This is a genomic window from Paracoccus sp. (in: a-proteobacteria) (assembly GCF_039808215.1).
Lineage (GTDB): Bacteria > Pseudomonadota > Alphaproteobacteria > Rhodobacterales > Rhodobacteraceae > Paracoccus.
On the sequence record NZ_JBDHSP010000044.1, the window covers coordinates 1 to 26758 of the forward strand.

Below are 26758 nucleotides of genomic sequence, written 5' to 3' on the forward strand. Positions count from 1 at the left end.
GCACCTCCCACTCCTGCTGTGGGTTGCGCGTGACCCCGCGCCAAGGTGCTATCAGCTCGTGCGAAAAGCGCTGGAGCCAAGCGTGTGCGCTCTCCCCGGCGCCGACACTTCTGTGCAGGAAGGCGATGAGCTGACTGGAGACGGCCTGCTCTTCGACGTCGCTCGTGCGGCCACCGAACACTAGAGCGAGTGCTTGGCCGAGCAGCCGCGCATAGGGTGGGTCTGCCTCGCGCCAGCCGCCGGCTACCCAGGCAGCGCAGTTCTCGACGAAGCGCGCGAGGCGCGAGCTGCGTTTGATGAGCGCGTTCCCGTCGGTCCGAACATAGGGGATGGCTTTCTCGTCTAGCGCAGTGGCGATCTTGTCGCCGAGCCAAGCGGCGCGATAGAGGATCCCGACTTCTTCATGAGGGTGGCGCTCAAGTAATTTTGGGAGGATGCTGGCCGCGATCGCGCCTGCTTGGGTGTCATGCCCGCCTTTGACCGTCCAGAAGGCGAGATCGCCCTCGGGCGTATCATCGAGTCCGCGATAGTCGCGCTCCTCGCCCAAGGCTCCAAGCGAGGCGCGAATAATTTTTGCCCCCGAGCGATAGTTGAAGCGGAGTCGCACCTCGCGAACACCCGGTCGCACGAGCAGGCTCTGCAGCAGTTCGGGGTTGGCGCCGGTGAAGCCATAGATCGACTGGTCGGCGTCGCCCACTGCGAACAGCCGCATGCCGCCCTCGAAGCAGAGCAGCAGGACCAGCTCATGGAGCGCGTGACCGAGATCCTGATACTCGTCAACGAAGAGGATCGGGAAGCGCGCGCGCAGCGCTTCGCGAATCCAACGATGTGATTGGATCATGCGAAAGGCAATGAGCGGCATGTCGTCGAAGTCAATGAGGCCACGGCGGCGCAGGTCGACCTCGTAGGCTTCGATGAAGGATGCGAGCTCGGGGTTGTTGGCGCGCCAGGCCGGGAGCGTCCGATCGATATCGCGCCGCCGCTTCTCCTCGGCGAAACCCCAGCGCTCGTGTGGATTGAACTGATCGTCGCCGAACACTGCACGATAGGCCGTCTCGACCGCTGTGCGCCGCTCGGTCGTGTTAGCCAAGCGAAACTCGGCCGGGAGCAGCCCCGGAATGCAGCGCGCATAGGGCATGATCACCTGGGTGAGCGTGAAGCTGTGGACGGTGCCGATGAAGCTGCGCTCGCTCGTTTGGATGCCGAAGCGAGCGAGCCGGGTCTCAAGCTCAATCGCGCACTCATTGTTATAGGTAATACAGGCGACCCCGCGCGGATCGACCACGTCTTCGACGAGTGCTCGCGCCATCGCGGTGGTGAGCGTTTTGGTCTTGCCGCTTCCTGGGCCTGCCAGCACAACGCAGTGCCCACGCTCGCGAACCGCGATGCTTTGTTCGGGATTACGGTCGAGCTCGGCCAGAGCCTCGGCTAGTGCTCGTTGATTAGACACGGTCGGCGACGAAGGCGATGGCGGCGGCAATATAGGGCGGCGGGGCAAGCCCGAGCGGTGTTTTCTTCGCGAGTTTGGCGCCGAGGCGCCCTTTGCCGATATCGGCGACCATGGCAAGCAGATGGGTGGGGTCGACCGGAGTTCCCGCCCGCCACGCGGCTATCCGATTTGTACGAGTCCTCCCGAACCCCTGCTCATCGAGGATCTCGAGCAAAGTGGTCTGCAGGTCGGGCGTTGCAGCCACCGCGACCTCGAAGGTCTGGTCGTTGAGAAAATAGCCGGCCTTTGCCCAAGCCGCGCTGAAAGCTACGAAATCAGACTTTTCCCAATGGCCCCGGTCGCCCGAGGTCATCTTTGGCTGACCAGCAATGGAACAGACGTCGTCGTGGATGTCGAGCACGCGGCTGAGGCCAAGTGGCAACTTGGTTCCCTCGAGCGGATCCCAGTCAGTGATGACGGCGAATGGGAGCCCAAGGCTGGCTGCGAGCTTAACATAGGGACTGAAATTGACGCCGGCGACATTGCAAACGGTGATGCCAAGCCGGTCAAGATTTTGGCCGAGCGCATCTGCGAAGACCGGGACCAAGGCCTCTTCAGCGTCACCCTCGACGAAGAGCACACCGCGCGCAAACAGGAGCTCCGAGCGAGTCGCAGTCAGATAGCGCTCGATATCGTCGAGCTCGTCAGATGTGACCGGCAGCTCAGCAAGCGAATAGGCTAGGGTGGCGCCAGCCTGCCCGCGCAGTTGAACGATAGAGCGAAGCGGCGCGACGGCTGCTAGAGTCGGCGAATGGCTGGTGACGATCAGCGCCTGGGTCGGATCGCCCGCGTTGAAGAGCTTGTCGAACACGGCCCGCTGCAACTGTGGATGGAGGTGCGCTTCCGGTTCCTCAATGCTCAGCAGTGAATAGTTGCGCTCGTTCTTTGCACGGCGCCACGCGAACTCGGCAAGCTTCATAGCAATAAGTGCGACATTGGCCGAACCGAGGCTGGCCTCGGACAATGTCCGCTTGCCACCATCGATATACATCGCGATCGCGCGAAACAGACGTAGCGGATCTGCGGGTGCGAAGCGGAGCCGTGCGTCGATGTCATGCGCGGTACCGGCGAGATCGAGAATGCCTGAGCGCAGTGATGCCTCAAGTGCCTGAAGCGATGGGAAGGCCTCTAGTTTCCGGGTCGCGGTTTCAAGATCGCTCGCGACGGCGTCGAGATCCGCGCGGTTGACGGCGGCGACTGCATCCTCGAGCAACGGCCTGAGCGGCGACGCACGCCACGATCCCAGCTGACCCTCGGCGTCGCGCAAGGCGTCGAGCAGATCGATCGCGATCCGACGGCGCACGCGCGGTTGTACGGCGCGGGCTTCGTCTCCGCCGCCATAGACGAGAAACTCGCAGTCCTCGCTCGATTGTGGTATGCCCGCGACATCCGCCTTCTTCCGATAGACATAGCTCAAGCGGGCGACGGTCGGGTCGGCTGCGGTGCGAAAGTCAGTCAGCAACGCAACCAGCGCGTCGTCATCGTCGAAAGCGGCGAAGTCGAGATGCACTTCTATCGCCGGATTGGTGGTGAGATCGCAGCCATCCCAGAAGTCGGTGAGCTTGAGCTGGCGTGCGGCGTCTGGAAGCGTCGCATCGAGGACAAGACGGACGGCAAACAAAAGATTGCTCTTTCCGACGCGATTCTCGCCTAGGAGGACAACGTTCCCCGCCAGCGGGATATCGACCGCCTTAAAATTACGGAAATTACGAATACTCAACTTAGTCAGACGCACAAGTTTCCTTTCTGCAGCCTGTCATGGATAGCCCGTTGACACTAATTTCGTAGAAGCAGCGGCTAAGTCAACGGTGCATGCGTTCGCCGCGAGTGTAGAGTCGCCCGTCGCATGAGGCTCGGGGCTTTACTGGCTGCGGTGCGCATAAATGATCGCATTTCGAGTCATGCTGCGGGCGTTGTGCCGCACTGCAGACCGCTCGCCGCCCTTTATGACACTCAACACCAGAAGACATGCAGTTGCTGATGCGCTGCGTAATGTGAACAGTTGTGTCAATTTCCTTGCGGGACAGGCCGGGGCTTCCCGTACGAAAATCCTCGCGCAGCGAATCCCTTCCGCCTTTTGAAGCCGCGAATCTGTGAACCGGGCTGGGTATGGCGCTATGGTCGAGGCGTTGCGTGCTTCCCGCAAGGCTTTTGCCCGGTCCGGATTTCACCGGCAGGCGCGCGCCTGATCGCGCAGGACGGCATAGTCGCTCATCATCCGCACCACCACCGTCCCTTCTGGCATTGCCTCGACCTCAGTCGCCGCACGGGCCCGGTCGGCGGGGCTGTATACCACCACGGGCGGGCATGTCGCGTGGTCAGAACCGATCCTGGCGCAGCCGCTGAGCCAGAGCGTTACGATCATGAGGGCGGCGACTGGCGGCATCGAGCATCTGGCGGTGGATGGCATCGTTTCTTTCCCTTGCATGGAAACGTTCGGCTGCGCGTCCGGCCTTCTCGCCGCTGCGGCGCGCGCCGAGGATGAACAGGAGGATGGCGGCGGCGAGAACCAGCCAAGGCAGTGCCCGCCGCCTCAGTGCGGCAAGGGCGCGGATCATCGCTGCCCCCGTTGCCAGTCATCGATCCGGGCGTAGACGGTCACGGCGATGCCGGCCAGCGCCAGGGCGATGAACAGCCAGCGGAGTGCGTCGAGATACGGCAGCAGCGGCTGCACCACGTCCTGCGCCTCGGCCAGTGCCTGCTGCGCGACCTCGACGCCGGCCGCACCGATGGTGCCGACACCGGCCGCGCCGCTGCCCTTGAGGCTGCGGCTGTCGGCCAGATGCTCGCGGGCTGGCGCGGTGTCGGGGGCAAAGCGCGAAGCGCGGGCCGGGAAGGGCTCGCCCCAGCTGCGGACCGGGCCGGTGTCGATATGGACAAAGCCCGAGCGCGGATAGGTGCCAAAGCCGGTGAAACCCGCGGCCTTGGCCGCCTTGATGAACTCGGCCGGGTCGTGATTGGCCATGGAGATGTCGAAAGCCCGGCCTTCGAGATGCATCGATTTCGGGGCACCGCCGACGCGCTTGTTGTGTTCGGGGCTGCGATAGCCGGAGTTGACGATCATCGGCCGCCCCAGCGCGCGGCGCAGCGCTTGCAGCAGATCGAGTGCGTCCTCGTTGACGAGCAGCTTGCCGGTGCCGCGGCAGGCAATCTCGGCCGGCGAGAAGTCGGGCCAGCGCCACAGGCGGTCCGGCAGGTTCTTCCAGCTCTGATAATAGGTCATGGCCTTCTCCAAATGAAAAACCCCGCGCAATGGCGGGGCGGGTGGGTGGTCTGGTCGGGGGCGGTCAGTCGTGGGTGCTGCTGCGCTCGAGCAGGCGTTTGATGTCGGCGCGCATCTCGCGCAGCATCTCGTTCTGTTCCTTGCGGGTCTCGGAGATCGCCTGGCGGTCGGCCTCGAGCTGCTTTTCCAGGCGCTCGACTTCGCGCAGGGCGGTCTTGGTCGCGCCTTCGAGTCGGATGAGCCAGATGCCGAGCCCGGTTGCGGCCATGATCGCGCCCCACCATTCGCGGATGGTGTCCATGTCAGCCCGGTGCCCCGCAGGTCAGGTAATGGATCGCGATGCGCACTGCGCCGCCGGTGAAGCTGCCGCCATTGGCGGTCAGCCGCACCGGCGTGTCGGCATAGAAGGCGGTAGGGCCGATGACGCCGATATTGCTGCTGCCCGCGGCCACACCCAGTGCGCCGCCGAACTTCGAGGGCTCGCCGGCGATGCCGCAGTTATAGGAGCTGGCGCCCAGCACGGCGGTGGCAGTGCGTGCGGAGACGCCAAGCACGATGGCGCGGTTCGGGATCTTGATGGTGCTGTCGACCGAGGCGCCGGACAGCCCCGCGATGGTTTCCTCGCGCACTGCCATGCCGGTGCTGGCGCCATGCGCCTCGCGCGCCACCGCAACGGCTGCGGCCTGAGCGATGAAGCCCATGGCATCGATCACGGGCAGCCAGCTGCTGCCGGTCCGGACCAGCATCTGCGCCTCGTCCTCGATCCAGGCCATCCAGCCCGGCGCGGGCAGGATGCGCATCCAGGCGCCGTCGATCCAATAGGCGATGCTGCCGGCCCAGCCGGTCCAGGCGCCGGTCGCGCCAGATGCCGGGATGTAGCGATCGCCCTCGGCGGGACTGGTGGGCGGTGTGGTCAGGTTGCGGTCAAGGACGGCCAGTTGGACGATGCCGTCGAGCAGACGCAGGGCCTCGTTCATGGTGACGTGCTTTTGCGCCTGTGCGGCCATGAGGTAGGGCAGCGCCAGATGCGCTGTGGTCTCGGACATGGGTCTCTCCTGATCAGAACCAGAGTGTGGTGGTGGTGGCCGCGCCGGGGCCGAAGGCCTGCCCGATCTGGGCAATGCGGATGCGCAGGCTGTCGCCGGGGCGGAGCGGCGCGCCCCAATCGGCGATCTGCTGCGCGGCGGTGTAGAGGGCTGAGGTACTCGCTGCGGTCAAGACCCGCTTGACAGCTGCGCCGTTGAGGATCTCGACCTGCCAAACCTCGCCGGCCTCGGATATCGGCACTTCGGTCGTATTCCAGCTGTCGGCCGCGATCGCGCGATCGCGCCGTTTCCAGCGAATGGTCAGATCGCCAGGCTCGCGGGCATGTCGCCAGGGCTGTTCGACATGGACGGGCGCGAACGGGCGCAAACCGATGCCGCGCGGGGTGAAGGTCAGGGCGGCGAAGCTCGCGTCGTTGACCGGGCGGCTGGCCGGACCGATGCGCCAATTCCATGGCAGGCCAAGCTCTGCCTCCGTGACGGCGAGCGGAGCCAGCATGGCGTCGAGCACCACCACGCGCGCGCCGGCCGGCACCATGGGGGCCATGTCGCCCTCGGTCCCGCGCTGGCCGCGCAGCAGGCGCGAGAGGCGATACTGACCGGGTCCGGTGAGGTCGGCATTGCCAAATTGCAGGATCTCCCAGCCGCCGCCCGGCTGCGCGATGGCAATGCTGTTCGCGCCGCGAAACAGGCGCAGATCGGTGACACTCTCAAGCGTGCCGCTCCTCATATCGACGTAAACCGAGTTGCCATGATCGAAACGCGAGACCGGGCCGGAATAGAGATCGGCCGTCAGCACGCCCATGCGCGCGCGGGTGCTGAAACTGGTCAGCAGCTCAAAGCCCGAGGCCTCTGGGCTGCGATAGACCGCCATCGTACCGGGCCAAGGGGTTGCCTGCGCCGCTACCAGCGGATGGTGCGCGACCTGCGTCTCGCTCAGCTGCGGCAGGTCGAGGAAAGCCACATCGGGGGCGCCGAATACAACCGGCTGCGTCAGCGATGCGGGTCGGGGCGTGCCGGGCGGCAGGTCATAGGCGCCCCGGTCCTGGCGGATGGCGGTGAGGCTGCGCGCTTCCGCGTCCGCGGTGGTGAGGATGCGATAATCGACCAGGCGACCGTCATGGTTGAGCGCGATGACATCGCCCGGATCCAGCGCCAGTTGCGAAGGCGGCAGGCGGAAGCTGGCACTCTCGCGCCCGATCCAGGCTTCCATCAGCGCACGCCGGCAGCGGCGGTCGGCCTCCTCGGGCGGGACCGCCACCGCAAAACTATCCGAGCTGACGCGGGTCGCGTCGACGGTGATCCGACGGGCTTCGACGGTGATCGCGTCATAATCCTCATCGGCGCGCGCCACCTGCCATTTCAGGGATTGCGGCAGTTCGGTCTCTTGCCCGCGGGTCAGCTCCATCACCTCGCCGGATCCGGCGCTTATCATGTTGTCCGGGGCAATGGTCGCGACCGGAGCGCGGCCGCGCATGAGGAAACGGATCATGCCTTCGCTCTCGACCGCGTCAAAGCCGAAATGCCGCGCCAGCATGGTGATCGAAGTGCGTGGGCTCTCCAGTGCCGAGATGACATAGCCATCAGCGGCGCCGGTCAGGCCGGAGCTGTCGATCCAATCCGGGCGCATCCCGGCGCGCAGGCAGAGGTGGCGCACCAGAGCGGCGAGTGACACCGCGCCCAGCCGTCCGGTCAGCCAGTGACCCAGCCGCCAATTGCCGCCATCCGACCAGAGATCAGAAAGTTCGGGGAAGAATGGATAGGGGCGCGCGTCCCAGGTCCAGGCGGCGCTGTTGCCGATATCGACCATCGCCGCGCCGTAGCGGCTTGAGACCGGGTTGTTGGCCGGCGCGTGCCAGTAGAGCCAGGTCGCCTCGAGATAGGCGCGCTGGATGGCATCGTCGCGCCAGCCGCGCGAGAAATAGGGAAAGAAGCTCTCCGAGGATTTCGGGTCGTGAAACACATTGGGCTGGTTGGTGCCGCGATCCACGGCCGGGCAGCCAAGCTCGGTGAAGCGGATCGGCTTCGATTGCGGCTGCCACGGTGTCGGCGTCGTGCTCTCAACCCCACCCGGCCGGTCGAAATGCGGGTTCGACCACCAGCCATGCAGATCCTTATAGCGAAACACCCAAGGCTTGCCGGCGCCGTCACTGATCGGCGTGCGGGTCTGGTGCGCACGATCGACGTCGCTGGCGTAGAACCAGTCAAATCCCTCGCCGCCGGCGATATTGCTTTGCAGGTAGGCGCGGTCATGGACCCCGGGCCAGGCCAGCGCGTCGAGATGATCCCAGCCGTCGCGCCAGTCGGAAAGCGGCATGTAATTGTCGATGCCGACGCAATCGACATTCGCGTCCGCCCAGAGCGGGTCGAGATGGAAGAACACGTCGCCCGAGCCGTCCGCAGGATGGTGGCCAAAATACTCTGACCAATCGGCGGCATAGCTGATCTTCGTGCCCGGCCCGAGGATGGCGCGCACGGCGGCGGCCAGCGACTGCAACTGCTGCACCGCCGGATAGGTCGCGGCCCCGGACCTGACCTGCGTCAGCCCGCGCATCTCCGAGCCGATCAGAAAGGCGTCCACCCCGCCCGCCGCTGCGCAGAGATGGGCATAATGCAGGATCATGCGGCGGAAGCCCCAATCGGCACCGCCCGTCCAGGTGACGGTCTCGCCGCTGACCGCAAAATCCGAGGGCTGGGCGTTGCCGAAGAAGGCGGCGACCTGTGCGGCGGCGCTCGCGGTCTTGTCCACGCTGCCGGCAAATCCGGCCGCAGGAGCGCAGGTGATCCTTCCGCGCCATGGCAGCACCGGCTGGCCGATGCCCGCGGCATTGTCACTATAGGGATCGGGCAGGGCGTTGCCTTTGGGGATGTCCATCATCAGGAAGGGATAGAAGGTGACCTTCAGCCCGCGCGCCTTCATTTCACGGATTGCCTGCACGACCGAGAGATCCGCCGGCGTGCCGCCATAGACCGGGCGGCCCTGATCGTCCTGGCTGACCACCAGCGCTTGCGCACGGGTCACGCCGTTCACCTCCCATGCCGGGCTGGTGTTCTTCTGGGCCATCTCGACCTTGGGCCGAATCGTGCATTGGCCCGCGCGCAGATCGTCGCCGAACCACGAGACCACCAACGAGGCGCTTTTGACCGAGGGCACCATCGCCTCAAGCCGGTCGAGCGAGACCAGCATGTCGGGGGTCTCGGCCATGGCGTTCATATTCTCGGCCGCGCTGGCGCCACCCTCGGGTTTGCGTACGATCTCGGTGTCATAGGCGAATTCGCCCGAGGCCGGGATGATGGTGACCGCCTCGACCAGACCTTCGGCGGTGTCGGCATCGTCGAGCGGACGGAAGACCTCGAAGGACAGCTGCGGCAGGCGGTTGCCGAAATCGCTGAGCGGCAGTTCCTCGAACATCACGTAAGCCGTGCCGCGATAGGCCGGGGTCCGGGCGCTCCCCATCTTCGCCGCGATGAACGGGTCGGCGGCCTGCGCCTCGTCGCCCGGATACCAGCGCATGGTGATCGCAGAGCTGTCGAGCGGTTTGCCATCCGCCCAGATGCGGCCGATGCCAGTGATCGGGCCTTCGCACAAAGCCACCGCGAAAGAGGCGTAATAAAGATATTCGGTGGTGGTGACCTTTGGCCCGCCACCCTTGCCGCCGCCCTGACGGTGGCTGTTCACCTCCTCGCGGAAATCCGTCGCCCAGATGATATTGCCGCCGATGCGCATGCGTCCGTAAACCCGCGGGATCACCACGCCTTCGGTGGCCGAGGTGACGCGCAAACTGTCCATGCGCGCGCCCTCGATGCGCTGGCCGGGTATCAGCGAGGAGACGATCCAGCTGTCGACCATGGAGCCGATGCCGGAGCCGATCATGCCGCCGATGGCGGCGCCCGATAGCCCGAGGATCGTGCCACCGAAGCCGGCGCCGATGGCGGTGCCGACCGCACCGAGAACGATTGTGGCCATGGATCAGGTCCGTTTCTTGCGCGGGAATAGGAAGGCGAAGGCAATGCGCCGCCGCCAAGCGGTCGTCAGCGGTTCCTCGACCACCCCGAGGCGCTCATAGGAATGGATGAAGCTGCCCTCGCCGGTGAGGATGCCGATATGTTTGACGATGGCCGAAGGGCGCATGCGAAACAGCACCGCCGCCCCGGCGCCGGCCGCTTCGGGGGCAATGCGGATCATTACTGAGGCTGCACTCTCGGCCAGGACCTCGTGCGGTCCGATCTCGCCCCAATCGCGGCTATAGGGCGGCACCGGCAGGGTTTCCGAGCCGACGACCTCGCGCCAAACGCCGCGCGCGAGGCCAAGGCAATCGCAGCCAACGCCCTTCACACTGGTCTGGTCGTGATAGGGCGTGCCGAGCCAGGCGCGCGCCGCCGCCACCACGCGCTGAGGATCGGCCGGGATCACAGCACTGCCCCTTTATGGCCGCCATCCTGGCTCGCATAGCGGATCACCGCGTCCTGGCCGGGGATATGCGGGAAACCGCGAAAATTGGCGATATTGCTGAACCGGGATGCGCAGGTCTCGGCGCGCTTGTCGCAGCCGGCGCGGATGCTGAACCTGTCGCCGGTGCTGATCACCCGCACCGGCGCCTCCAGCAGCGTGATGCTGGCCACGCCGGCGGCAAGTTCATGCAGCATCACCTCGGCTTGCCGGCCTTCGTTCGGACCGGAGCTCCATTGGATCAATCCAAACGAGAACCAGCCGCTGGCGAAGCCACTGAGGCCGGATGCGGTGAACGCGCGATCGCGGCGCCGATCGAGCACGGTGCCGCTGCCCTTGAAGGCGGCGGCGTCCAGATCGACGCGGCAGCGCCCATCACCCAAGGCCGCATCGCAGCTGCCCTGAAACACCCGGCCGACCGTCTGATCGAGGATATGCGCCATGCTGCGCAGCTCGGCCAGGAAGGCGATGCGCCCGCGCCGCATCTCGCCGATAGCGCCGCGCCGGATCAGAACCCGCTGGCCGGGGGCCTGCCAGTTCACCCGCCAGACCTCGACCAGCGCATTGTCCCAGCGTCCATCGAGAATATCGGTCTCGGTGATCCGGTCTGAGGACAGCACGCCCTCGGCATCCTGCGCATCGACCGCGAGGTCGGAACCGCTGCGGATCTCGGAGGCGGTAAAGCCACTTTCCGGCTCAAACTCGATGCCAGCGAAGGCGAGCGCCCGGTCATGGTCAGTGAAGCCGAAGCTCACGCCATCGGCACGGGTGATCTTCCAGCACCAGGCCAGGGTGGTGGTGCCGCTGTCGAGATGGGCTTGCAGGGCAGGGGAGAGGGATTTCATGCTTTGTCTCTGGTCAAAGGTTGAAATGTAAAGCCTATGTCTTTACATTCAGGCTCAGTTCATTGCAGGAGTGCGTGCCATGGTCGCCGTGACATCGAATGAGGGCCCCCAGCGTCGTTCGCTGATCAATCTTCGCGTCACCCCGCGTGACCGCGATCTGATTGACCGTGCCGCGGCCGTGCTCGGAAAGAACCGCTCGGAATTCATGACTGAGGCCAGCCGGCAGGCGGCCGAGGATGCGCTGCTGGATCGCACCGCATTCCGGCTGGATGCCGCGCAGTTCGGCGCCTTCATAGCGCAGCTCGACGCGCCGCCTGCGCCGAACGAGCGCTTGCGCAAGCTGCTGGCCAAGCCCGCGCCATGGGAAAAATGACGCCGGGCGAGGCGCCCTTGCGCGCACCGGAGCCGCTGCATGATGATCATCTGATCGATACCTTCTCGTCAGGGGCGCCTACGCTCGATGGCTGGCTGAAGCGCAAGGCGCGCACCAATCAGGCATCGGGTGCATCGCGCAGCTATGTGCTGTGCCGGGGCCAGAAGGTCGTCGGCTTCTATGCGCTGGCGGCCGGATCGGTCAGCCACGATCTGGCACCACGCAAGCTCAGGCAGAACATGCCCGATCCGATCCCGGTCATCGTGCTGGGCCGGCTGGCGGTGGATGCGTCCGAACAAGGCAATGGTCTCGGCCGCGCCCTTTTACGCGATGCGGTGCTGCGGATTGCGGCGGCGGCGCATGAGGTCGGCATCGCGGCCATTCTGGTCCACGCCCTGAACGATCGTGCGAAGGCTTTCTATGTCGAGGCAGGGTTCGCCGAGGCGGCGGTGGAGCCAATGACGCTGTTCCTGCGGATCAAGGACGTCGGGGCGCTGATCGGCGAGGCTTGAAGTCACCGCCGGATCTCCAGGAGCGGGATGGAGGTGATCGAGCCGAGCCGCTCGATGTCGAGGGTGACGTCCAGCGCATCGGAATCAAACCGCACCGGCACGTCGAACGCGAATCCAGCCCGAATGACCACGCCGGCGATGGGCGCGGCTTCGAAGCTCACGATCCCGGTCGCCGTGTCGACCGACCAGCCGGAAAGCTGCTCGACACCGTTCAGCGCGACCCTGACCGTGCCGGCGACCGGCTTGGTGATCGCGCGCGTCCAGGATTGCGCCCCGGACAGATATCGCTTCACCAGCGGAAAGGCGGTCGCTGTGCCGTCGCCGCTGCCGATCTGCTGATCCACGGGCGCGGGCGTGCCGGAGGGCGCGCAGGATTTGTAATCCGACCAATCCTTGAAGCGGAAACCATGCAGCCGGCCGCCCCGCGCCTCGAAGAAGGCTACGACCGCCGCCAGATCATCGGCGCGACGGACGCCATAGGAGACGTCATAGCGCCGGCGCGAATTGGCCCAGCTGGCGTTCCTTTCCTCCTCGCCGGAGGCCAGTTCGACCACCTGCGTGCGCCGTTCCGGCCCGCCGCGGGCACCGCGGCTGATATCGTCCGGAAACCGGACCTCGTGAAACGCCATCACATGCTCCTGCGGCCGAACGACACCGCGCGGGCGATATCGGCGGCGATCTGGGCGCGTGATTGCCGGAAGCTTTCGGCATCGCGCGTCTGAATATTGATGGTGACGCCGCCGCTGCCTGTTGCGACCTCGCGGCGCGACAGCACCCGCTCGCCCTTTTGCAGGATGGCGGGAACCTCATCCGAGCGCAGACCTGCCCAGCCGCCATTGTGCAGGCGCGCGGCCCCCGCAAATGCGCCGGCAGGAACCATGCGGGCGGGGGCGGCACCGCCGACCATGCCGCCGGAGTGGAGGATATTGGCCATGACCCCGCCGCCGAGATTGCCGAGAGCGCCGGAGAGCACGCCCGCCAGCGGGCCGAGCAGGAAGCGCCGCGCGCCCAGCTTGGCGAAATCGGCGATCAGCGATGTCACCAGATCACGAAACTCCATCTTGCCGGACTTCACGAACTCGCCCACGGCGTTTTCGGCCGACTGAAACGCGTTCACCAGCACGCTGCCCATATCCTGGCCGATGTCCTTGGCCTTGGTGGCGTAATCAGTGAGCGATGAGGCCACCGCGTCCCAACCGGTCTTGGCCTCTTTTGCGCCGTCTTTGGAGTCCTTGCCGGCCTTTTTCCCGGCCGCGCCGGCGCGACCCGCCGCTCCGCCTGCCTTGTCGAGCGCAGCGCCAACCCGGTCCCCGGAGGCGGCGACATCATCAAGGGCATTCGCGCCGTCCTTGCTGCCGGCGGCGACCGCGTCGGTCAGGGCCTGCCAGCTCTCCAGCGGTGCGGCCGCTGCCGTCGCCAGTGCCTGTGCAGTATCGAGATGCGCAGCTGCCGCGCCTGCCGCCTGCTCGGCGAGATCGCCAAACAGATCCGGGGTTTCGATATAGGTCCGCTCCCAAGCCGCGGCGAAGGCTTCGGCGGCTGCGGATCCCGCATCTGACGCTGCCCCGGCGAAGGGGTTGTCGATGCGACCGAGTGAGAGCGGGTCCAGCGTCCCGATCTGCACGCCGCCCGCGCCAACTGCCCATTCCGGCAGCATGGCGAGAGCGGCGTTGATGCCGCGTATGAAGAGGTTGATGCGGGAGACGACGCCGTTCAGCATCGCCTCCACCCCGGCGATCAACCCGTTCGCCGCCTGAAACGCAAAATCGCCGATGGCATCCGGCAGCTTGCCCCAGACCGCTTTGACGGCTTCGAACGCGCCGGCATAGATGGCCACATATCGGTCTGCGGCCTTGGTCGTGCCGGTTACAACCGCGTCGAGGACCGTGAAGACCACGGCCTTGTAGCCTTCCCATCCCGCCGCCATGAGCGAGAACGCCGCCTGAAACGCCATGCCGATGCGCTGGCCGCTTTCCTTGGCCACACCCCAGAGCAGTTTGAAGGCGGTGCCGATGCCGCCGACCGATCCCGCCAGCTTGGAAAACTGATAGATCAGCTCGCCGGCGGCGACGATCAGCGCGCCGACGCCGGTGCGGATCAGGGCGGCGCGCAGCGCGGTGAGAGCGCCGACAAGCGTGAAGGTGGTAATGCGCGCGGCGACGAAGGCGGTGACCCAGCGCCCCGCCATGAAGCCTGCGAAGGCCAGTGTGATCGCGGCGAGGCGTTCGATATTGTCCGCGACCATGATGAGCACCGAGGCCACGCTCGAGGACGCGCCCGTCAGCTGGTCCCAGCTGCCCACGAGTTGCAGCGCGGCATTGCCGATCAACGTGAAGGCATCGGTGATGGTGGCCGGCATCGCGTCGGCTTCATTGCGCAGCAGCTCCAGATTGCCGACCAACGCGCTGCGGACCACCTCGCCGGTGATCGCGCCCTGCGCCCCCATCTGCCGCAGGCCGGAAACGGTGGTGCCAAGTTCCGCCGCCAGCAATTGCGCGACCCGCCCGCCGGTCTCGATCACGGTGTTGAGGTTGTCGCCCGACAGTTTGCCCGTGGCCATGGCCTTGGAAAGCGCGTTCTGAACCGAGGCCGCGCGTTCCGCCTTGGCGCCCGAGACCACCATGGCGTTGTTCAGCGCTTCGGTAAAATCCAGGCTTTCGGCGGTGGAAAGCCCGAGTTCGCGCAGGGCGGTGGCATTGGCGAGCCAGCTTTCCGTCGTCTGCTCGATCCCCGAATAGGTGCGCCGCGCCATGGAGGCGAGACGTTCCATCACCAGCGCGCCCTTCTCCTGGCTGCCGGTGGCGAGATCGACGCGCGAGCGCAGATCCGTCCAGGTATCGGCATATTGCACCAGCTGGCGGATTGAGAGCGCGCCGGCGGCGATACCGGCGAGACGCTTGAGCATGATGCCGGCAGTGTCGACCTCACGCGACATGCGCTTGAAGCTTTCCGCGCCGGCATTGCCGACGCCTTCCAGCTCGGCCCGGACCTGCCGGCCGTTCTCGGCCACCAGACGGACCGCAACCTTCTTAGTCGCCATTCTGCGCGCTCCCCGCGATCTGTTCGTTTGTCTTGCGCACCATCTCGGCCTCGATCACCGGCAGCAGTTCAGCGATGGCCAGAGCCGGGATGCCCAAGGCGCGGCCAAGTGCGAGCGCGGCATTCATGTCCCAGCCGAGAACCGAGCCGGGGATGGCGCGCAGTTGACCGCCGAGCCGCCCAGTCAGATCCCAGACCTGCGCGCCCTCTGCCGAGACCGGCCAGTTCAGGCGGGCCGGGCAGTCCGGGCAGCGCGACGGGCAGGCTTCGCAATATCGCTCGCCCCCGCCGAACTGCCATTCAGCGAGGGCGCGGAGACGTTTTTTTCCGCATCCAGCATCAGATACGGGCCGAGGACGCGTTCCTGGAACGCCTCAAACACCGGCCAGATGTCGAGAAGCGCATCGATGCCCGCGGGCGAGAGAATGAGCGCGTCGCCCGCATCATCGCCGACGCCTTCCCAGGCGATCACGACCCGGCGCGCGACCGCCTTGGCCATGGCCACGGCCAGCACCTCCTTGGGCGCATGCTCGTCCAAGTGATCGAGCGCGGTATCAGCGCGGGCCGAGGCCATGATCGCGGTGGTGACCGGCGTGATCTGCAAGCGCAGCCCCGGCAGCAGATCGACCCAGCGTGGCTCGGTGGAAAGGTTCAGGCGGATCATGGTCAGATGCTCTCAATGTTGTTGATCAGGGTGGCGGTGCACATGCGGGCCAGGCTGCTGGATTTTGCGGCCTGCCAGTCGAAGCTGGCCTGGATGCCCTGTGGGCCGGAGATCTCGATGCGCGGGCGCGGCAGATAGACCGCATGCGCGGTGAAGGTCAGGCTTTCACCGGAGGAGAGGGACCAGGCGAACTCCAACTCGCAGGGCGTGCCGGCCATCGCCTGGTTGACCAGCGTGCTGTCGGCAAAGCGGACCTCGATCGCGCCGGTCAGCGCGGCAAGGCCAGGGTCAGCGCCGTCGATCATGCCATCGGCGCGGATGGTCTCGATGCGGTCGAGGTTGTTGGCATAGGTGACCTGCGCGGAAATCACATGGCCGAGCGCGACGCCGTCGCGCTTGATCGCGCCATTGAAATGGCCAAAGCGGGTGAGCGCGATCTCCGCAGGCGTGCCGGCCTGCGACGTCGCGCTGACGGTTTCGCCTTGGGCGACCAGCTTGGCGCTGGCGCTCAGCAGCCCGGAGCGCTGCATGGTCCAGGACAGTTGATCGACCATGACGCCGCGATACATCGCATAGCGCGGGATCTCGGGCAGCGCGGTTTCGATCGACAGGGAGGGCAGGGTCCAAGCGCCGGATCGGAACTCATGCGTATAGGGACCAGGCCCGGTGCCGGTGGTGATCGGCGCTCCGAAGGCAGCTTTCAGCCAGATGCCGAAGGCCTCGGCGTCGATCGGGATGGTCACCCCACCATCTGCGGTGATCGCGTCCTTGATTGGGGCCAGCGGATCGCGGCCATAGCCGAGCAGTTCAGAGCTGAGCAGCGGCTGCTCGGCGCTCAGCGTCGAGCTGGCATAAGGCATGCGGGTGAAACCCGTGAGCGGGGTGGTGCCGTAGACAGTCTCGAAGGCGACCGCAAGCTGCGACCGCGCGCCTTGTGCGCGTGCCATTCCTTTTTCCTTTCCAATGAACTGTCAGAGTTTCGCGCCTTGCGTCAGGATGCGCTCCTCGGGCATCATCCGCGGATGATGACCCTGCGCCTGTGCCGTATCCTGCCTGTCCTTGCCGTCTTCGTGGCGCTGACTGCCTTGGTGCCCTCGTCTGGTGTCGAAGCGGCTCAACCGGCCGCGCTTGAGGGGAAGGTCAGCAAGGTTCTCGACGGCGATACTTTCACGCTCAGCGGCGAGTCCCGCCGGATCCGGGTCTGGGGCCTCGATGCGCCGGAGAGGAGCGATAGCGGTGGATCGGCTGCCACAGCGGCGATGCGCGGACTCATCACCGGCAAGACCCTGCGCTGCCAGGTGCGTGACCTCGATCGCTACGGTCGCTATGTCGGCCAGTGCTTTTTGCCCGATGGTCGCGATATTGCCGCCGAGATGATCGGCATGGGTGTTGCCACCGAATATTGCCGCTTCTCGCGCAACCATTACGGCACCTGCTGAAGATAAAGCGCGGCCGCATTGCAGCACCGGCTTGATCCGCACCGGATTCGCGCCGGTCGCGGCATGTCGGTGGGTTAGGCGAGCGGGTCGGTGCTCGCGTAATGCAGGGTCAGGGTCAGGACCGCCGCCCGGATTGGGGTGGCGCCATCGACCGCGAGGGCGGCGGGTGCCGGCGCATCGGCCTCGATCCAGTCGCAAAGCCCGCCCAGCGTCGGGTCGGAGGCGAGCGCAAGCCCGATCTGCATCACCAGCCTGTCGAAGGCCAGGTCGAGATCGGATTTGCCGCGGACCAGGATCTCGATCTCGACGCGGTGCTGCCAGTGATAGGTGAGGGGCGAGAGCGTCACCTCCGGCTCGCCGGGCTGACCGTCGCGCAGGATCACGAGGCCATGTTCCGGGATCCGTTCGGGCAAAACCTCGTTGCGCAGCACGCTGGCACCGCCGCCCATTCTTTGCAGGAGCGAGAAGAGGGCAGCCAATACGGTTTCGCGTTTCGTCGTCATGTCATGCGACCCCATGTCGAGGCAATCTTGCCGGGTAGGGCGTTGAGCGTGGATTGCGCTGGCGCGGCGAGATCGAGGCGCTTGCGCAAGCTGACCTGCGGCAGCAGCAGAAAGATCGGCACCGATGCGACCCCGCGCCCGGTTTTGGAGCGCGATACCGCGGCGCGGCCTTGGCTGTTCAGCCGCGCCTCGGCGATCAGCAGGCTGGGGCCAGGGCGGCGATAGATGAACCGAAGCTTCAGGCCGGTGCGGCTCTCCCATTCGCCAGGTGTCGGGCGTTTGCCGCTGCGGGCCTTTCCCGCCGCCTCGGTCGGGATGGCCAGGAAGAACCCGGACTGGCGGCGGATCACGGCGCCATCATCATGCGCGCCGATGATCACCGGGGCGCGGGTCCAGACCATCGAGGCCGCGTTCAGGCTGTCCTTGTGTTTCGGATAGAGTTCCGAGCGGATGGTCTTGGCCAGCCGATCGCCGAGGCCGGCGTTGATGATCTGCGCGCGCCAGGCCGCTTTGAGCTGCAGCCCGGCATCCTTGATCGCGAAGGTGACGGCTTTCTCGCCGGCCTTGACCTCTGCTGCCATCAAGGCCGCGATATCACTGACGCTGGCGCTCAGCTTCATACCGGCACCAGAGCGAGCGTCCAGAGCAGCCGTTCCCGGTCGCGCAGCGGTTCGCCCTGAACCTCGAAGACCTCACCGGCAATGACGATCCGGTCGCCGCTCACCGGCTTCGGCACCGCGGCCACCAAGACGTCGATTTGCAAGGTCTCGGACCAGAGCCGCGCCTCACCGTAGTTGGTGAGCTGATCGGGGGCCTTGCGGACCGCGCGGATCATGGTGCCGGGCGATGCCCCGCCCGGCAACCATTCCGCATCCACGGCCATATGCGGATCGGCGAAAATCATGGCGAGCGCGGTGGCGAAGGCGGTCATCCGAGCGCCGCGCCGTTCAGCCGCACCCGGCCGATGGTTTCGCTGGCGGTGCCGCCGGTCGCCAAGACGGCGATGCCGATCAGCTTGTTGGAGCCGACCGTCGTAGTGCAGGTCTTGGCGGTGTCGTCCCAATAGACCTTTGCGCCGACCGTCCAGGCCTGGCTCGCGGCTTTCGGCAGGTCGTAGACTCCGGTCAGGCTGATCTCGCCCTGCGCGCCATTGGCGATGGCGGTGGTGGCGACACCGAAGATCGCGCCGGCGAGGACACCGGCGCCGGAGGCGATATCCGCGCTGGCGGTGATGGTGAGCATATTGCCCACCGCGACGAAGTTTTTCATGGCTCTCACCTTGCTGTGGAATTGAAGGGGCGGCCGGCCGGGTTGGCGGCCGGTCGCAGGTCGGATCAGACCGGCGCGGCGCCGGCATTCTTGTAGAGCCCGCGCCAGTCGATGGCCTTGGCGGCGAAATCGTGGCGGGCCTTGATCTCCATGCCGTCGACCTCGAAACCCATGCGGGTCTCGGTGAAGACGCCCTCCTGGCCGTCGAGATAGGCATATTCGATCGTGTCGATGCGCGCCGGGCTGGCAGCAAGGAACCATGGATCTTGCCCGGCCTCAGGGATCAGGCGCGGCTCCTCGATCACCTGCAAGCGGCCAGCGAAGGTGTTGACCTCGGCGGTGCTCGCCGGCGTGGTGGCGGTGATCTGCTTTCGCGCCTCAAGCGCGCGGGGCCCGGGCGGCACCAGAATGAAAGAGGGCAGGATCGAGATCTTGCGCCCCTCAAGCCCGGTCTGCTCGGCGAAGGCGCGCCAGGCCGCCGAGAGTGCCCCCTCGTTGATCACGCTCGCGCTGCCGGCAAGATTGCCATGGCCTGCATGAAACAGCGCCGTGCCGTCGCCCATCGCGGGGTTCTGCATCAGGATCGCATAGACGATGTCGGATTCGAGATCGGCGGCGCGGGTGCCAAAGCTCGCCGGGATGCGGGTGAAGGCGTCGAGATCGTCATTGATCAGCGCTTGCCGGGTGATGGAGATCACCCGGCCATAGGTGGCCAGCGCATAGACCTCCTTGGCCTCGCCGATGGTGCCATATTGAAACTCGCCCGATTCCAGCACCTTTTCGAGATCGGGCGCGCCGCCGAGCTGCACCCGGGTCACCGGCCTGAAATCGGTGATGGTGCTGCGCCTTGCCCAGGCCGGGAAACTGCGCGGCGCCGCGTCATAGCCCGCGCGCAGGGTCTTGTTCGCGACATTGGCGAGGATGGCCGGGAAGTCGCTGGTCGAATGATAGCCAGCGCCGGCGCGGCTGGTGAAGGCGCTACCGGCCAGTTCCATCTTCGACATGCCGCGGGTGCTGATGCCGCCCTGCTCAAGCACATGGCGGGCCATTTCCAAAAGCGAGAGCCCGCGGAATTCGCGGGCGTCTGCCGTCATCTGGTGCTGGCCGGGATCGGCGCGGTGCAGGAGCGCGGCGGAGACGGCATCGCGGTATTGCGCCTCGCGCAGCCCGTCACCGCGCGCCTGTGCAGGCGCCGGCTCGGGGGTGCGGCCGGCCGGGTCATTCTCGACCAGACGCTCGAGGATCATGGCGCGCGCCCGGTCGAGCGAGACGCCGTCGCGGATCAGCTGATCGCGGAACGAAGCGTCCAAGCCGTGACGAGCGCAGATGGTGCCGATCTCGGCCGAGCGCGCGCGTTCCTCGGCGCGGATGGCCTCGGCGTCGATCACCGGCGCGGCGGCGGGCGCCGGGGTGGAAGCGGGGGCCGGGGCCGGCGACGCGGCGCGGGCCTCATCGCTGGCCGCCGCAATGGTGCTGTCAGGCATGGTCCTGTCCTTTCCAGAAGCCGCATTGGCGGCAGGGGTGTTGCGCCGCATGAAGACGCAGGGGTGACGATGATCGGGAGCGCCGTATTCGGCGCGGATCCCGGCGCCGGGATCGGCGGGGATCGGCACCGCCGAGATTTCCATCGGTTCCCAATCGACGGCGCGATAGAGGGCGCGGGTGCCGCCATCGGTGCGATCGGCCTTGGCCACGCGTTCCATTTTGTGGACGCGGTAGCCGACTGAGACATTGCGGATGATCCCGGCCTTGATGTCGCGCCAGATGTCCTCGACGCCGTCGCGTTCTGAAAGCCGGATGCGGGCATAGCCATGGCCGTCCTCGATGCGGATCGAGCCTTCCTCGACCACGCCGAGGATGTCGCGCAGATCGCGGGCGGAATGCGCATTCAGGAAGGGGGCGCCGCCGTTCAGCCGCCCGAGCCGCATGGCATGGGGCGAGACCAGCAGCTCCTCATCGAATTCCTCGTCGCGCGCCCAGGAATAGCGGCGCACCTGCGCGCCGGTCGTCCACAGCACCTCGAAGCTGCGCCTGGCCTCATCGACCGCGCATAGCGTCGCCCCCCGCCCGATCAGGGGCAGGTCGATGGTTTCTTCATCCATGATGAACTCCGTCAGTTGTCGTCGTGGCCGGCCGGTGTGCGCGGGTCGCTGCTCTGCACGAGCCCGGCCTTGGTGACCTTGCGCGGGTCGGAATCAAAGACGAGGCCAGCGGCATCGGCCTTCTTGTTGAAACCGGCGGTCTCGGCGATCAGCTCGTCCGGGTCATAGCCGCGCCGGGCGATCTGCTGCTCGACGGTCGAGAAGCCCGCGCGCACCTCGAGCAGATCGGCCTGCGCGTCCTGGAGCGGGTTCACGCTCTCAAAGCGTGGCGTGCCCCATTGGGCGATGATCTCCACCTCGCGCGGCAGCAGGCCCGCGTCCTGGGCATAGGCCACGAACCAGCCCCAGATGCGCTCGCAAAACATTGGGATCACCGTCTGCCACTGGATCTGCTCGACCATACGCCGGAATTCGTTCAACCCGGCGCGGGTCGAGGAGAAATTGGCCTGGCTGAGATCGCCGGTCATCAGCGCATAGGGGATGCGAAAGCCCGAGGCGATCAGATGCTGCTGGCCGCGCAGCCATTCGGAAATCCCGCCGGTGGAGACCGGCTGGTTGAACTTGATATCCTTGCCGTTCCTCGCATAGGCGATCAGCCCCGGCTCGAATTGCTCGACGCGCTGGCCATCGGCATCGAGGACCGAGGGCGCGATGCCCTGATCGCCTTCCTCGGCGCCGAAGACGATGCCGACCACGCAGGCCTCGAGCTTCTTGCGTTCCAGTTCCGCCCGCTGCCAGTCGTCGAGATCGCGGATATGACGCATCGCCGGTGCGCCCCAGGGCACGCCGCGCGACTGCAGGCGCTGACGCTCATAGAGATGCGCGACCCGGGCGGCCGGGATGCGCTCCGACTCAAGCCGGCGCGCGAAGACGTGGCTGGTGCCGCCGGGATGGTCGGGGAACATCCAATAGGCCGCGCGCCGCCCGTGGCGGTCATATTCGATGCCCTGATCGATGCGCATGCCATCGGCGCGACTGTCGAGCTTGGCCGCGTCGAGGTGATCGGCCTCGCGCAATTCGATCTGCAGCGGCACCAGATCGCCGCTGCGCATCGGGGTCGGCCGGGCGATGGCGAAAACCTCGCCGCCCTCGATCATCTCGCGCACAGCGAGCCCGAGAAGCCCGTCGAAATTGGTATGGCCGTGGCGGTCGCAGACCCGCGACCAGCGCATCCAGAGCGCGTCGACGCGGGCATCGAGCGCCTCATCGCCGGTGAATGCGCGCGGGCGGATGCCGTAGCCGACGATATTGTTGACCAGCACCTGCACGGCTTGTGCGGCCATCGGGTTGTTGCGCACCAGATCGCGCATGCGGTGGCGCAAGAGCGGCCCGGCCAGCGCGATCTCGCTATCCGCAGAGGAGCCGCCGGCGCGCCAGCCGGCAGTGCCGCGGCCTTTCTCTGCGGCGTCATAGCCACGTTTGCGGGCGATGGCCTCGCGGGCTGAGAGCCGGCGCAGCGCCGTCTCGGGCGAGAATGCCGCGACGGCCCGGTCGATGAGGCCGAACCGGACCGGGGCAGGGGGCGGTTTCGCCATCACGACCTCCGGAAGGTTGCCAGCCCGGCAACGGGCGGCCGGCGCCCGGCCCCTGCGGCCAGATCGGCCTCGATGGTGGCGATGATCTGGCGCATCTCGGCGAGCGAGCGGTATTCGGTCACCTTGCCGTCATAGCTGACGCGGGTGACGCCAGAAGCATAGGCCAGCCGGATCGCCTCCAGCTGCGCTTGCGAAAATCCTGCCATGTCAGCGCCAGTTCCTGTTGCGAGGCCCGAGCCAGCTGTTCTGGCGCTTGGGCGGTTGGGTGGATGGTGGCCGGTTCGGCAGACCCGCTGGTTCTGCGCTGTCCTTGCGGCCCATGTTGATCTGTTCCTCCAAGCCCTCCCAGCGGGTCTCGTCCCAGCGGTCGATGCCCATCAGTCAGGCGGCGGCGCGGGCATAGACCCGGCAGTCCAGGGCTTCATTGCGCTCGCGCGTCTGCTGCCATTCCAGCTTCTGAAACCCCTGCCGGGTCTTGATGGTCATCAGCTGCTCGGCGGTCAGCTGCTTGAGCCATTCGGCGGTGGTGCCGCGCGGGATATGGACGAAGCCTGCCGGCCAGGCGCCGCCTTGCGCCAGATCCTCCTCGGTCGGTGCATTGAGGCGCAGGAAGCGGTAGGTCTCGGATTTGAAGACCGCGCCTGCGACTTTCCAGAGCTGCACCCCGCGCCGCAGCCGGCGCCCGGCCTCGGTGGTCTCGACATAGGTCGGGCCATCGACCGGGCTGGCGCGATCAAAGCCGCCGACGCCCTTGATCGCAATGACCTGACCGCGCCCGGTCGAGCGCACCCAGGAATAGACCGCATCCGTGGTCATGCCGTCGCCGGTGTCGATCGCCAGCCGCGCCAGCGCCATCCGCGCGCCGCCCTCATGCGGCCAGGTGGTGCCGAGAAACGCGGTCAGCTCGGCCCAGACCTCGGGCCGCGCCACATCGCCCTCAAGAACGACATGGTCGATGAGCCATGAGCGCAGCCCGCGGCCCCAGCCCCAGACGTCGATCTCGATGCGGCCGGCGCGCTGGACGTCGACACCGGCGGTCAGCACCAGTGCACCATCGGGCACGCGGCCGAGCGGCCGGTCCTCGCGCCGCTCATAGAGGCGCTGCCAGTCGGGCGCTTCGCCCTTCTCCTGCCAGGTCTCGCCGAGCACGGTGTTCTTCAGCGTCTTCAGCGTGGCGTCATTGCCCTGTGCGGCCTCCCAATCCCGCGCGATGGTCTCCCAGCTGAGCCAGCCCAGCGGCGAATAAAGCCCCGAGATGTGAAACCCGACCACGCCTGCCGCCTCGGCCCGCGCGCGGGTCTCGTCATCGGCGGTGGCCCTCCAGCAGGCGCCATTTGCCTCATCCATCATCCAGGTCTTGTGACGCTCGGCGATCGGGGCATCGCAATGCGCGCAAAGATAGGCCACGGTCTCGGGCCGGCCTTTCTGCCAGCGCAGCCGTTCGAACTCGAGCCATTGCAAGGCGCCGCAATGCGGGCAGGGCAGGTGATAGCGGCGCTGGTCGCTCAACTCATATTCCCGTTCGATCCGCGACAGCCCCTTGATGGTTGGCGTCGAGGCCAGAAACACCTTGGCGCGATGCCCGAAGCTGATGGTGCGCGCTTCCGCCAGCGCGATGGGGTCGCCCTCGCCGTCGAGATCGCCCGGATAGGCATCGACCTCATCAAGAAACACCCAGCGCGCCGGCATCGAGCGCAGGCCCACGGCGCTGTTGGCGCCGGTCAGGATCAGCTGCCCGCCCGGAAAGCGCTTGCCGAGGATGGTGTTGCCGCTGTCGCGCGAGCGCGAGGGCATGACCAGCTCGCGCAGCTCCGGGCTTTCCTCGATCAGCGGGTCGATGCGCTGCTGCGACAGGCGTTTGGCCAGATCGACCGTGGGCTGCACGGCGAGGAACGGCCCCGGCGCCTGATGCATGCAAAAGCCGATCCAGTTATTGCCGCCTTCGGTCGCGCCGACCTGTGCGGCCTTCATGAACACAACGCGCCGCGCTGGATCGCCGGGCGAAAGCGCATCCATGATCCCGCGCATGAAGGGCGTGCGCGCGGTGCGGTAGGGCCCGGCCTCGGAGGCGGCGCGCGAGGACAGGATGCGGTGGCGATCCGACCATTGCGACACCGTCAGCGCCGGGTCAGGGGCGAGCCCGGACAGCCAAGCGTTGCGGATATCCTCGGCGCCGTCGAAATCAGCGAAGCTCAATCTTGACCTCCGCCAGTTCGGCCAGGTGCTTGCGCAGGTATTTGTCCAGGACCTGCTCCATCTGATGGGCATCGATGCCGAGATCGGCGGCCATGTTCGCCGCCACTCGCGCCGGCCAGCCCTGCCAGGCATCGCGTTCGCGCCGGGCCAGGTCGAAGACCAGCGTCGTTGTGCGCGCGCGGTCCACCAGCTCGCCCTTCATCTTGGCGAGCTTGACCTTGGCGGTCTGGGCCTTCAGCACCTCATTGGCCATGCGCGCACGCAGAAATGAGATCTCGCCACCGGCGCCGGGATCGGGATCGGCGCCGGCCTCGCGCAGGGTCTCGCCCACCGATTCGATGGCCGCCCGCGGCACCGGCCGGGTCGCGGCCGTGGCCCGTGCGGTGCCGGCGGCGGTCGCGGCCCCTTGCGCGCGCGCCTGCATGCCGCGCTGTCTGGCGGGATCGGTCTGCGCGTCCCATTGCCGGTCGGCTTTTACCGGGTCGATGCTGCCATCGGGCTCAGGGATGATGCGCCCCGACGCGATGGCCTTGCCCACCGCCGTGTGGCTGACGCCGCGATAGGCCGCATATTGCCGACGCGACATTCCCATGCGGCCCAGTCCTTTCCATTCTCGCCCGAGTGCCCGGGCTGATTACATAAAGCAATGATATTGCTGCGATTACACTACGATATCCGTCCCGATTGAGCGATTCTGATGGCACCAAAACGATGCAATTCAGACCCCGGAGCCCACGCCATGACCGCCATCACCCGCGCCGAAAAAGCCCGCCGCAACCATGAGGCCGCATTGGCAGCCTTCATCGACAAGAAGGCCGAGATCGACGCCATGCTCGCCCGCCTCGCCGCGCTGAGCGCTGACCATTTCAACGCCAGCCCCGATGAGGTGACCTGGGGCCATGTCGGCACGCTTGCGCATTACGCGAGCCTCTTGCGCCAGATCACCGATAGCGCCTTCCGCGAAGGGGAGCATGCAGAGTGACCCGGCCGAGCCCCACCCAGACCTTCCTGCTGCGGCGTGCGGTGACGCGGCCGGGCAAGCTTATCCTGCCGCTGCCCGACAATTTGCGCGGCAACATTGCCGATCGCGTGCTGCAGACGCTGCTGGCCAAAGGCTTCATCGAAGAGGTCGATGCCGATCTCGGCAGCGGCGAACCGCTCTGGCGCCGAGTTGACGATGGTTCTGAAACCACGCTGATCGCCACCGCGGAAGGCCTTGCCGCCATCGGCATCAGGCTCTCGGAGGCAGAGGCAAACGCGCTCGCAAGCCGCCGTCACATGACGCGGGAGGCGGCCAAGGCGAGGGCCACTGCCGCAAAGATCTGCCTGCCTGCGATGCGCAGCGGCACCAAGCAGGCGGCGCTGATCGCGCTGTTGCAGCGGCCCGAGGGCGCCAGTACCGCCGAAATTTCCGCTGCGACCAGCTGGCTGGATCACACCATTCGGGGCGCTATCTCGGGCGTGCTGAAGAGGCGGTTGGGGCTCACCGTTGCCGCCGAGAAGGTTGACGGGCGCGGGATGGTCTATCGCATCACTGCGGAGGGGTGAGCGATGATAGCCTTCATCCGCCTGCCGGGCGCCGAATTTGCCGCCATCCCCGGCATCGGTCCACACGGGCATCTCGACGCACATCGAAAGAAACACTATATTCGCACTGATTTCGATGCGTGATGCGAGGCCGGCCATGGATATCACCCGAGACATCAGCCCACTGACCGAGTTCAAGCGCGACTCGGCGCGTATGATTGCGCGCATGAAAGAGACCGGGCAGCCGCAGATCCTAACCGTCAATGGCAAGCCATCGGTGGTGGTGATGGACGCCGCTGTCTGGCAGGAAATGCAGGACCAGCTCGACCATGCCGAGGCGGTGGCCGGGATCCGCAAGGGGTTGGCACAGGCCAAGGCCGGCGAGGGCGTCGAGGCCGGGCATTTCTTTGACCAGCTTGCCGAGAGGAAATGAAGCCCTCGCTTCCTGTGATCGTCACGCCGCAAGCGGGTTACCCAAGTTCGACAGCAAAACTGATAAGCGATTGATATTGCTGTCACGAAATTGCGGATTTGCCACAACGTGAGGGT

At 66.4% G+C, this 26758-nt stretch carries 28 protein-coding genes and 1 pseudogene; 6 read left to right on the forward strand and 23 right to left on the reverse strand.

Going from position 1 to position 26758, the window contains the following annotated elements:
* The 9 genes from WMK75_RS13185 to WMK75_RS13225 all read right to left on the reverse strand — a co-directional run.
* A partial coding sequence (locus WMK75_RS13185; RefSeq protein WP_347268118.1) for an ATP-dependent helicase occupies positions 1 to 1450 on the reverse strand: 1450 nt, incomplete at its 3' end.
* Positions 1443 to 3224, reverse strand: coding sequence for an AAA family ATPase (locus WMK75_RS13190; RefSeq protein ID WP_347268119.1), 1782 nt, complete (start codon positions 3222 to 3224; stop codon positions 1443 to 1445). The genes WMK75_RS13190 and WMK75_RS13185, both read right to left, overlap by 8 nt.
* A gap of 583 nt (positions 3225 to 3807) precedes the next feature.
* Positions 3808 to 4047, reverse strand: a complete 240-nt coding sequence (locus WMK75_RS13195) for a hypothetical protein (protein WP_347268120.1) — start codon at positions 4045 to 4047, stop codon at positions 3808 to 3810.
* Positions 4044 to 4712: a D-Ala-D-Ala carboxypeptidase family metallohydrolase gene (locus WMK75_RS13200; protein ID WP_347268121.1), complete on the reverse strand. Its 669-nt coding sequence runs from the start codon at positions 4710 to 4712 to the stop codon at positions 4044 to 4046. The genes WMK75_RS13195 and WMK75_RS13200 overlap by 4 nt, the downstream gene beginning before the upstream one ends.
* Positions 4713 to 4776: 64 nt before the next feature.
* Positions 4777 to 5013: a hypothetical protein gene (locus WMK75_RS13205; protein WP_347268122.1), complete on the reverse strand. Its 237-nt coding sequence runs from the start codon at positions 5011 to 5013 to the stop codon at positions 4777 to 4779.
* 1 nt (position 5014) lies between these two features.
* Entirely contained in the window at positions 5015 to 5758 is a 744-nt protein-coding gene (locus WMK75_RS13210) for a DUF2793 domain-containing protein (RefSeq protein WP_347268123.1), read from the reverse strand.
* A 13-nt stretch (positions 5759 to 5771) separates the two neighbouring features.
* Positions 5772 to 9722: a glycoside hydrolase TIM-barrel-like domain-containing protein gene (locus WMK75_RS13215; RefSeq protein WP_347268124.1), complete on the reverse strand. Its 3951-nt coding sequence runs from the start codon at positions 9720 to 9722 to the stop codon at positions 5772 to 5774.
* Between the two features lie 3 nt (positions 9723 to 9725).
* Positions 9726 to 10169: an NlpC/P60 family protein gene (locus WMK75_RS13220; RefSeq protein WP_347268125.1), complete on the reverse strand. Its 444-nt coding sequence runs from the start codon at positions 10167 to 10169 to the stop codon at positions 9726 to 9728.
* Complete coding sequence (locus WMK75_RS13225) at positions 10166 to 11050, reverse strand: DUF2163 domain-containing protein (RefSeq protein WP_347268126.1); 885 nt, start codon at positions 11048 to 11050, stop codon at positions 10166 to 10168. The genes WMK75_RS13220 and WMK75_RS13225 overlap by 4 nt, the downstream gene beginning before the upstream one ends.
* A gap of 79 nt (positions 11051 to 11129) precedes the next feature.
* Between WMK75_RS13225 and WMK75_RS13230 the strand changes: the two genes are divergently transcribed.
* Both WMK75_RS13230 and WMK75_RS13235 read left to right on the forward strand, forming a co-directional pair.
* Complete coding sequence (locus WMK75_RS13230) at positions 11130 to 11423, forward strand: DUF1778 domain-containing protein (protein WP_347268127.1); 294 nt, start codon at positions 11130 to 11132, stop codon at positions 11421 to 11423.
* Entirely contained in the window at positions 11420 to 11935 is a 516-nt protein-coding gene (locus WMK75_RS13235; RefSeq protein ID WP_347268128.1) for a GNAT family N-acetyltransferase, read from the forward strand. Before WMK75_RS13230 ends, WMK75_RS13235 begins: the two co-directional genes overlap by 4 nt.
* 2 nt (positions 11936 to 11937) lie before the next feature.
* Here WMK75_RS13235 and WMK75_RS13240 read toward each other — a convergent pair whose 3' ends face one another.
* The 5 genes from WMK75_RS13240 to WMK75_RS13260 all read right to left on the reverse strand — a co-directional run bounded on the left by WMK75_RS13240 (position 11938) and on the right by WMK75_RS13260 (position 16585).
* Complete coding sequence (locus WMK75_RS13240; RefSeq protein ID WP_347268129.1) at positions 11938 to 12564, reverse strand: DUF2460 domain-containing protein; 627 nt, start codon at positions 12562 to 12564, stop codon at positions 11938 to 11940.
* On the reverse strand, positions 12564 to 14975 hold the full coding sequence (locus WMK75_RS13245; RefSeq protein ID WP_347268130.1) for a tape measure protein: 2412 nt from the start codon (positions 14973 to 14975) through the stop codon (positions 12564 to 12566). Before WMK75_RS13245 ends, WMK75_RS13240 begins: the two co-directional genes overlap by 1 nt.
* Positions 14965 to 15102, reverse strand: coding sequence for a hypothetical protein (locus tag WMK75_RS13250; protein ID WP_347268131.1), 138 nt, complete (start codon positions 15100 to 15102; stop codon positions 14965 to 14967). The genes WMK75_RS13245 and WMK75_RS13250 overlap by 11 nt, the downstream gene beginning before the upstream one ends.
* A gap of 98 nt (positions 15103 to 15200) precedes the next feature.
* Positions 15201 to 15638 carry a hypothetical protein gene (locus WMK75_RS13255; RefSeq protein ID WP_347268132.1) on the reverse strand — a complete coding sequence of 146 codons (438 nt, stop codon included), beginning with the start codon at positions 15636 to 15638 and terminating at the stop codon, positions 15201 to 15203.
* A gap of 2 nt (positions 15639 to 15640) precedes the next feature.
* Entirely contained in the window at positions 15641 to 16585 is a 945-nt protein-coding gene (locus WMK75_RS13260; RefSeq protein WP_347268133.1) for a phage tail tube protein, read from the reverse strand.
* 75 nt (positions 16586 to 16660) lie between these two features.
* Here WMK75_RS13260 and WMK75_RS13265 point away from each other — a divergent pair, with 75 nt between their 5' ends.
* Entirely contained in the window at positions 16661 to 17077 is a 417-nt protein-coding gene (locus WMK75_RS13265) for a thermonuclease family protein (protein WP_347268134.1), read from the forward strand.
* Between the two features lie 74 nt (positions 17078 to 17151).
* Here the strand turns inward: WMK75_RS13265 and WMK75_RS13270 are convergent, their stop codons facing one another.
* The 9 genes and pseudogenes from WMK75_RS13270 to WMK75_RS13310 all read right to left on the reverse strand — a co-directional run bounded on the left by WMK75_RS13270 (position 17152) and on the right by WMK75_RS13310 (position 25274).
* Positions 17152 to 17580: an acyl-CoA transferase gene (locus WMK75_RS13270; RefSeq protein WP_347268135.1), complete on the reverse strand. Its 429-nt coding sequence runs from the start codon at positions 17578 to 17580 to the stop codon at positions 17152 to 17154.
* Positions 17577 to 18200, reverse strand: coding sequence for a DUF6441 family protein (locus tag WMK75_RS13275; RefSeq protein ID WP_347268136.1), 624 nt, complete (start codon positions 18198 to 18200; stop codon positions 17577 to 17579). The genes WMK75_RS13270 and WMK75_RS13275 overlap by 4 nt, the downstream gene beginning before the upstream one ends.
* Positions 18197 to 18511 carry a hypothetical protein gene (locus WMK75_RS13280; protein WP_347268137.1) on the reverse strand — a complete coding sequence of 105 codons (315 nt, stop codon included), beginning with the start codon at positions 18509 to 18511 and terminating at the stop codon, positions 18197 to 18199. The genes WMK75_RS13275 and WMK75_RS13280 overlap by 4 nt, the downstream gene beginning before the upstream one ends.
* The gene (locus tag WMK75_RS13285; protein ID WP_347268138.1) at positions 18508 to 18849 is read right to left on the reverse strand and encodes a DUF2190 family protein; all 342 of its coding nucleotides are present in this window, start codon (positions 18847 to 18849) and stop codon (positions 18508 to 18510) included. The genes WMK75_RS13280 and WMK75_RS13285 overlap by 4 nt, the downstream gene beginning before the upstream one ends.
* Positions 18850 to 18914: 65 nt before the next feature.
* Complete coding sequence (locus WMK75_RS13290) at positions 18915 to 20951, reverse strand: prohead protease/major capsid protein fusion protein (protein ID WP_347268139.1); 2037 nt, start codon at positions 20949 to 20951, stop codon at positions 18915 to 18917.
* An 11-nt stretch (positions 20952 to 20962) separates the two neighbouring features.
* Complete coding sequence (locus WMK75_RS13295) at positions 20963 to 22486, reverse strand: phage portal protein (protein ID WP_347268140.1); 1524 nt, start codon at positions 22484 to 22486, stop codon at positions 20963 to 20965.
* Positions 22486 to 22692, reverse strand: a complete 207-nt coding sequence (locus WMK75_RS13300; protein WP_347268141.1) for a hypothetical protein — start codon at positions 22690 to 22692, stop codon at positions 22486 to 22488. The genes WMK75_RS13295 and WMK75_RS13300 overlap by 1 nt, the downstream gene beginning before the upstream one ends.
* Before the next feature lie 178 nt (positions 22693 to 22870).
* Positions 22871 to 24682 (reverse strand): annotated as a pseudogene (locus WMK75_RS13305) (phage terminase large subunit family protein); the annotation flags it as partial.
* Positions 24669 to 25274, reverse strand: coding sequence for an elements of external origin (locus tag WMK75_RS13310; RefSeq protein WP_347268142.1), 606 nt, complete (start codon positions 25272 to 25274; stop codon positions 24669 to 24671). The gene WMK75_RS13310 and the pseudogene WMK75_RS13305, both read right to left, overlap by 14 nt.
* 147 nt (positions 25275 to 25421) lie before the next feature.
* Here WMK75_RS13310 and WMK75_RS13315 point away from each other — a divergent pair, with 147 nt between their 5' ends.
* The 3 genes from WMK75_RS13315 to WMK75_RS13325 all read left to right on the forward strand — a co-directional run bounded on the left by WMK75_RS13315 (position 25422) and on the right by WMK75_RS13325 (position 26642).
* Positions 25422 to 25664, forward strand: coding sequence for a hypothetical protein (locus WMK75_RS13315; RefSeq protein ID WP_347268143.1), 243 nt, complete (start codon positions 25422 to 25424; stop codon positions 25662 to 25664).
* On the forward strand, positions 25661 to 26230 hold the full coding sequence (locus WMK75_RS13320) for a DUF3489 domain-containing protein (protein ID WP_347268144.1): 570 nt from the start codon (positions 25661 to 25663) through the stop codon (positions 26228 to 26230). The genes WMK75_RS13315 and WMK75_RS13320 overlap by 4 nt, the downstream gene beginning before the upstream one ends.
* Before the next feature lie 136 nt (positions 26231 to 26366).
* Positions 26367 to 26642, forward strand: coding sequence for a type II toxin-antitoxin system Phd/YefM family antitoxin (locus tag WMK75_RS13325; RefSeq protein WP_347268145.1), 276 nt, complete (start codon positions 26367 to 26369; stop codon positions 26640 to 26642).
* Positions 26643 to 26758 lie beyond the last annotated feature (116 nt).

Bases quoted from the DNA above. Each gene is read 5' to 3' on its own strand.
- WMK75_RS13210 (WP_347268123.1), bottom strand. From the start codon at position 5,758: ATGTCCGAGACCACAGCGCATCTGGCGCTGCCCTACCTCATGGCCGCA.
- WMK75_RS13265 (WP_347268134.1), top strand. From the start codon at position 16,661: ATGATGACCCTGCGCCTGTGCCGTATCCTGCCTGTCCTTGCCGTCTTC.
- WMK75_RS13250 (WP_347268131.1), bottom strand. From the start codon at position 15,102: ATGAATGCCGCGCTCGCACTTGGCCGCGCCTTGGGCATCCCGGCTCTG.
- WMK75_RS13300 (WP_347268141.1), bottom strand. From the start codon at position 22,692: ATGGCAGGATTTTCGCAAGCGCAGCTGGAGGCGATCCGGCTGGCCTAT.
- WMK75_RS13225 (WP_347268126.1), bottom strand. From the start codon at position 11,050: ATGAAATCCCTCTCCCCTGCCCTGCAAGCCCATCTCGACAGCGGCACC.
- WMK75_RS13315 (WP_347268143.1), top strand. From the start codon at position 25,422: ATGACCGCCATCACCCGCGCCGAAAAAGCCCGCCGCAACCATGAGGCC.
- WMK75_RS13230 (WP_347268127.1), top strand. From the start codon at position 11,130: ATGGTCGCCGTGACATCGAATGAGGGCCCCCAGCGTCGTTCGCTGATC.
- WMK75_RS13245 (WP_347268130.1), bottom strand. From the start codon at position 14,975: ATGGCGACTAAGAAGGTTGCGGTCCGTCTGGTGGCCGAGAACGGCCGG.
- WMK75_RS13325 (WP_347268145.1), top strand. From the start codon at position 26,367: ATGGATATCACCCGAGACATCAGCCCACTGACCGAGTTCAAGCGCGAC.
- WMK75_RS13195 (WP_347268120.1), bottom strand. From the start codon at position 4,047: ATGATCCGCGCCCTTGCCGCACTGAGGCGGCGGGCACTGCCTTGGCTG.
- WMK75_RS13240 (WP_347268129.1), bottom strand. From the start codon at position 12,564: ATGGCGTTTCACGAGGTCCGGTTTCCGGACGATATCAGCCGCGGTGCC.
- WMK75_RS13310 (WP_347268142.1), bottom strand. From the start codon at position 25,274: ATGGGAATGTCGCGTCGGCAATATGCGGCCTATCGCGGCGTCAGCCAC.
- WMK75_RS13215 (WP_347268124.1), bottom strand. From the start codon at position 9,722: ATGGCCACAATCGTTCTCGGTGCGGTCGGCACCGCCATCGGCGCCGGC.
- WMK75_RS13205 (WP_347268122.1), bottom strand. From the start codon at position 5,013: ATGGACACCATCCGCGAATGGTGGGGCGCGATCATGGCCGCAACCGGG.
- WMK75_RS13285 (WP_347268138.1), bottom strand. From the start codon at position 18,849: ATGAAAAACTTCGTCGCGGTGGGCAATATGCTCACCATCACCGCCAGC.
- WMK75_RS13200 (WP_347268121.1), bottom strand. From the start codon at position 4,712: ATGACCTATTATCAGAGCTGGAAGAACCTGCCGGACCGCCTGTGGCGC.
- WMK75_RS13280 (WP_347268137.1), bottom strand. From the start codon at position 18,511: ATGACCGCCTTCGCCACCGCGCTCGCCATGATTTTCGCCGATCCGCAT.
- WMK75_RS13255 (WP_347268132.1), bottom strand. From the start codon at position 15,638: ATGATCCGCCTGAACCTTTCCACCGAGCCACGCTGGGTCGATCTGCTG.
- WMK75_RS13260 (WP_347268133.1), bottom strand. From the start codon at position 16,585: ATGGCACGCGCACAAGGCGCGCGGTCGCAGCTTGCGGTCGCCTTCGAG.
- WMK75_RS13275 (WP_347268136.1), bottom strand. From the start codon at position 18,200: ATGAAGCTGAGCGCCAGCGTCAGTGATATCGCGGCCTTGATGGCAGCA.
- WMK75_RS13270 (WP_347268135.1), bottom strand. From the start codon at position 17,580: ATGACGACGAAACGCGAAACCGTATTGGCTGCCCTCTTCTCGCTCCTG.
- WMK75_RS13290 (WP_347268139.1), bottom strand. From the start codon at position 20,951: ATGGATGAAGAAACCATCGACCTGCCCCTGATCGGGCGGGGGGCGACG.
- WMK75_RS13235 (WP_347268128.1), top strand. From the start codon at position 11,420: ATGACGCCGGGCGAGGCGCCCTTGCGCGCACCGGAGCCGCTGCATGAT.
- WMK75_RS13295 (WP_347268140.1), bottom strand. From the start codon at position 22,486: ATGGCGAAACCGCCCCCTGCCCCGGTCCGGTTCGGCCTCATCGACCGG.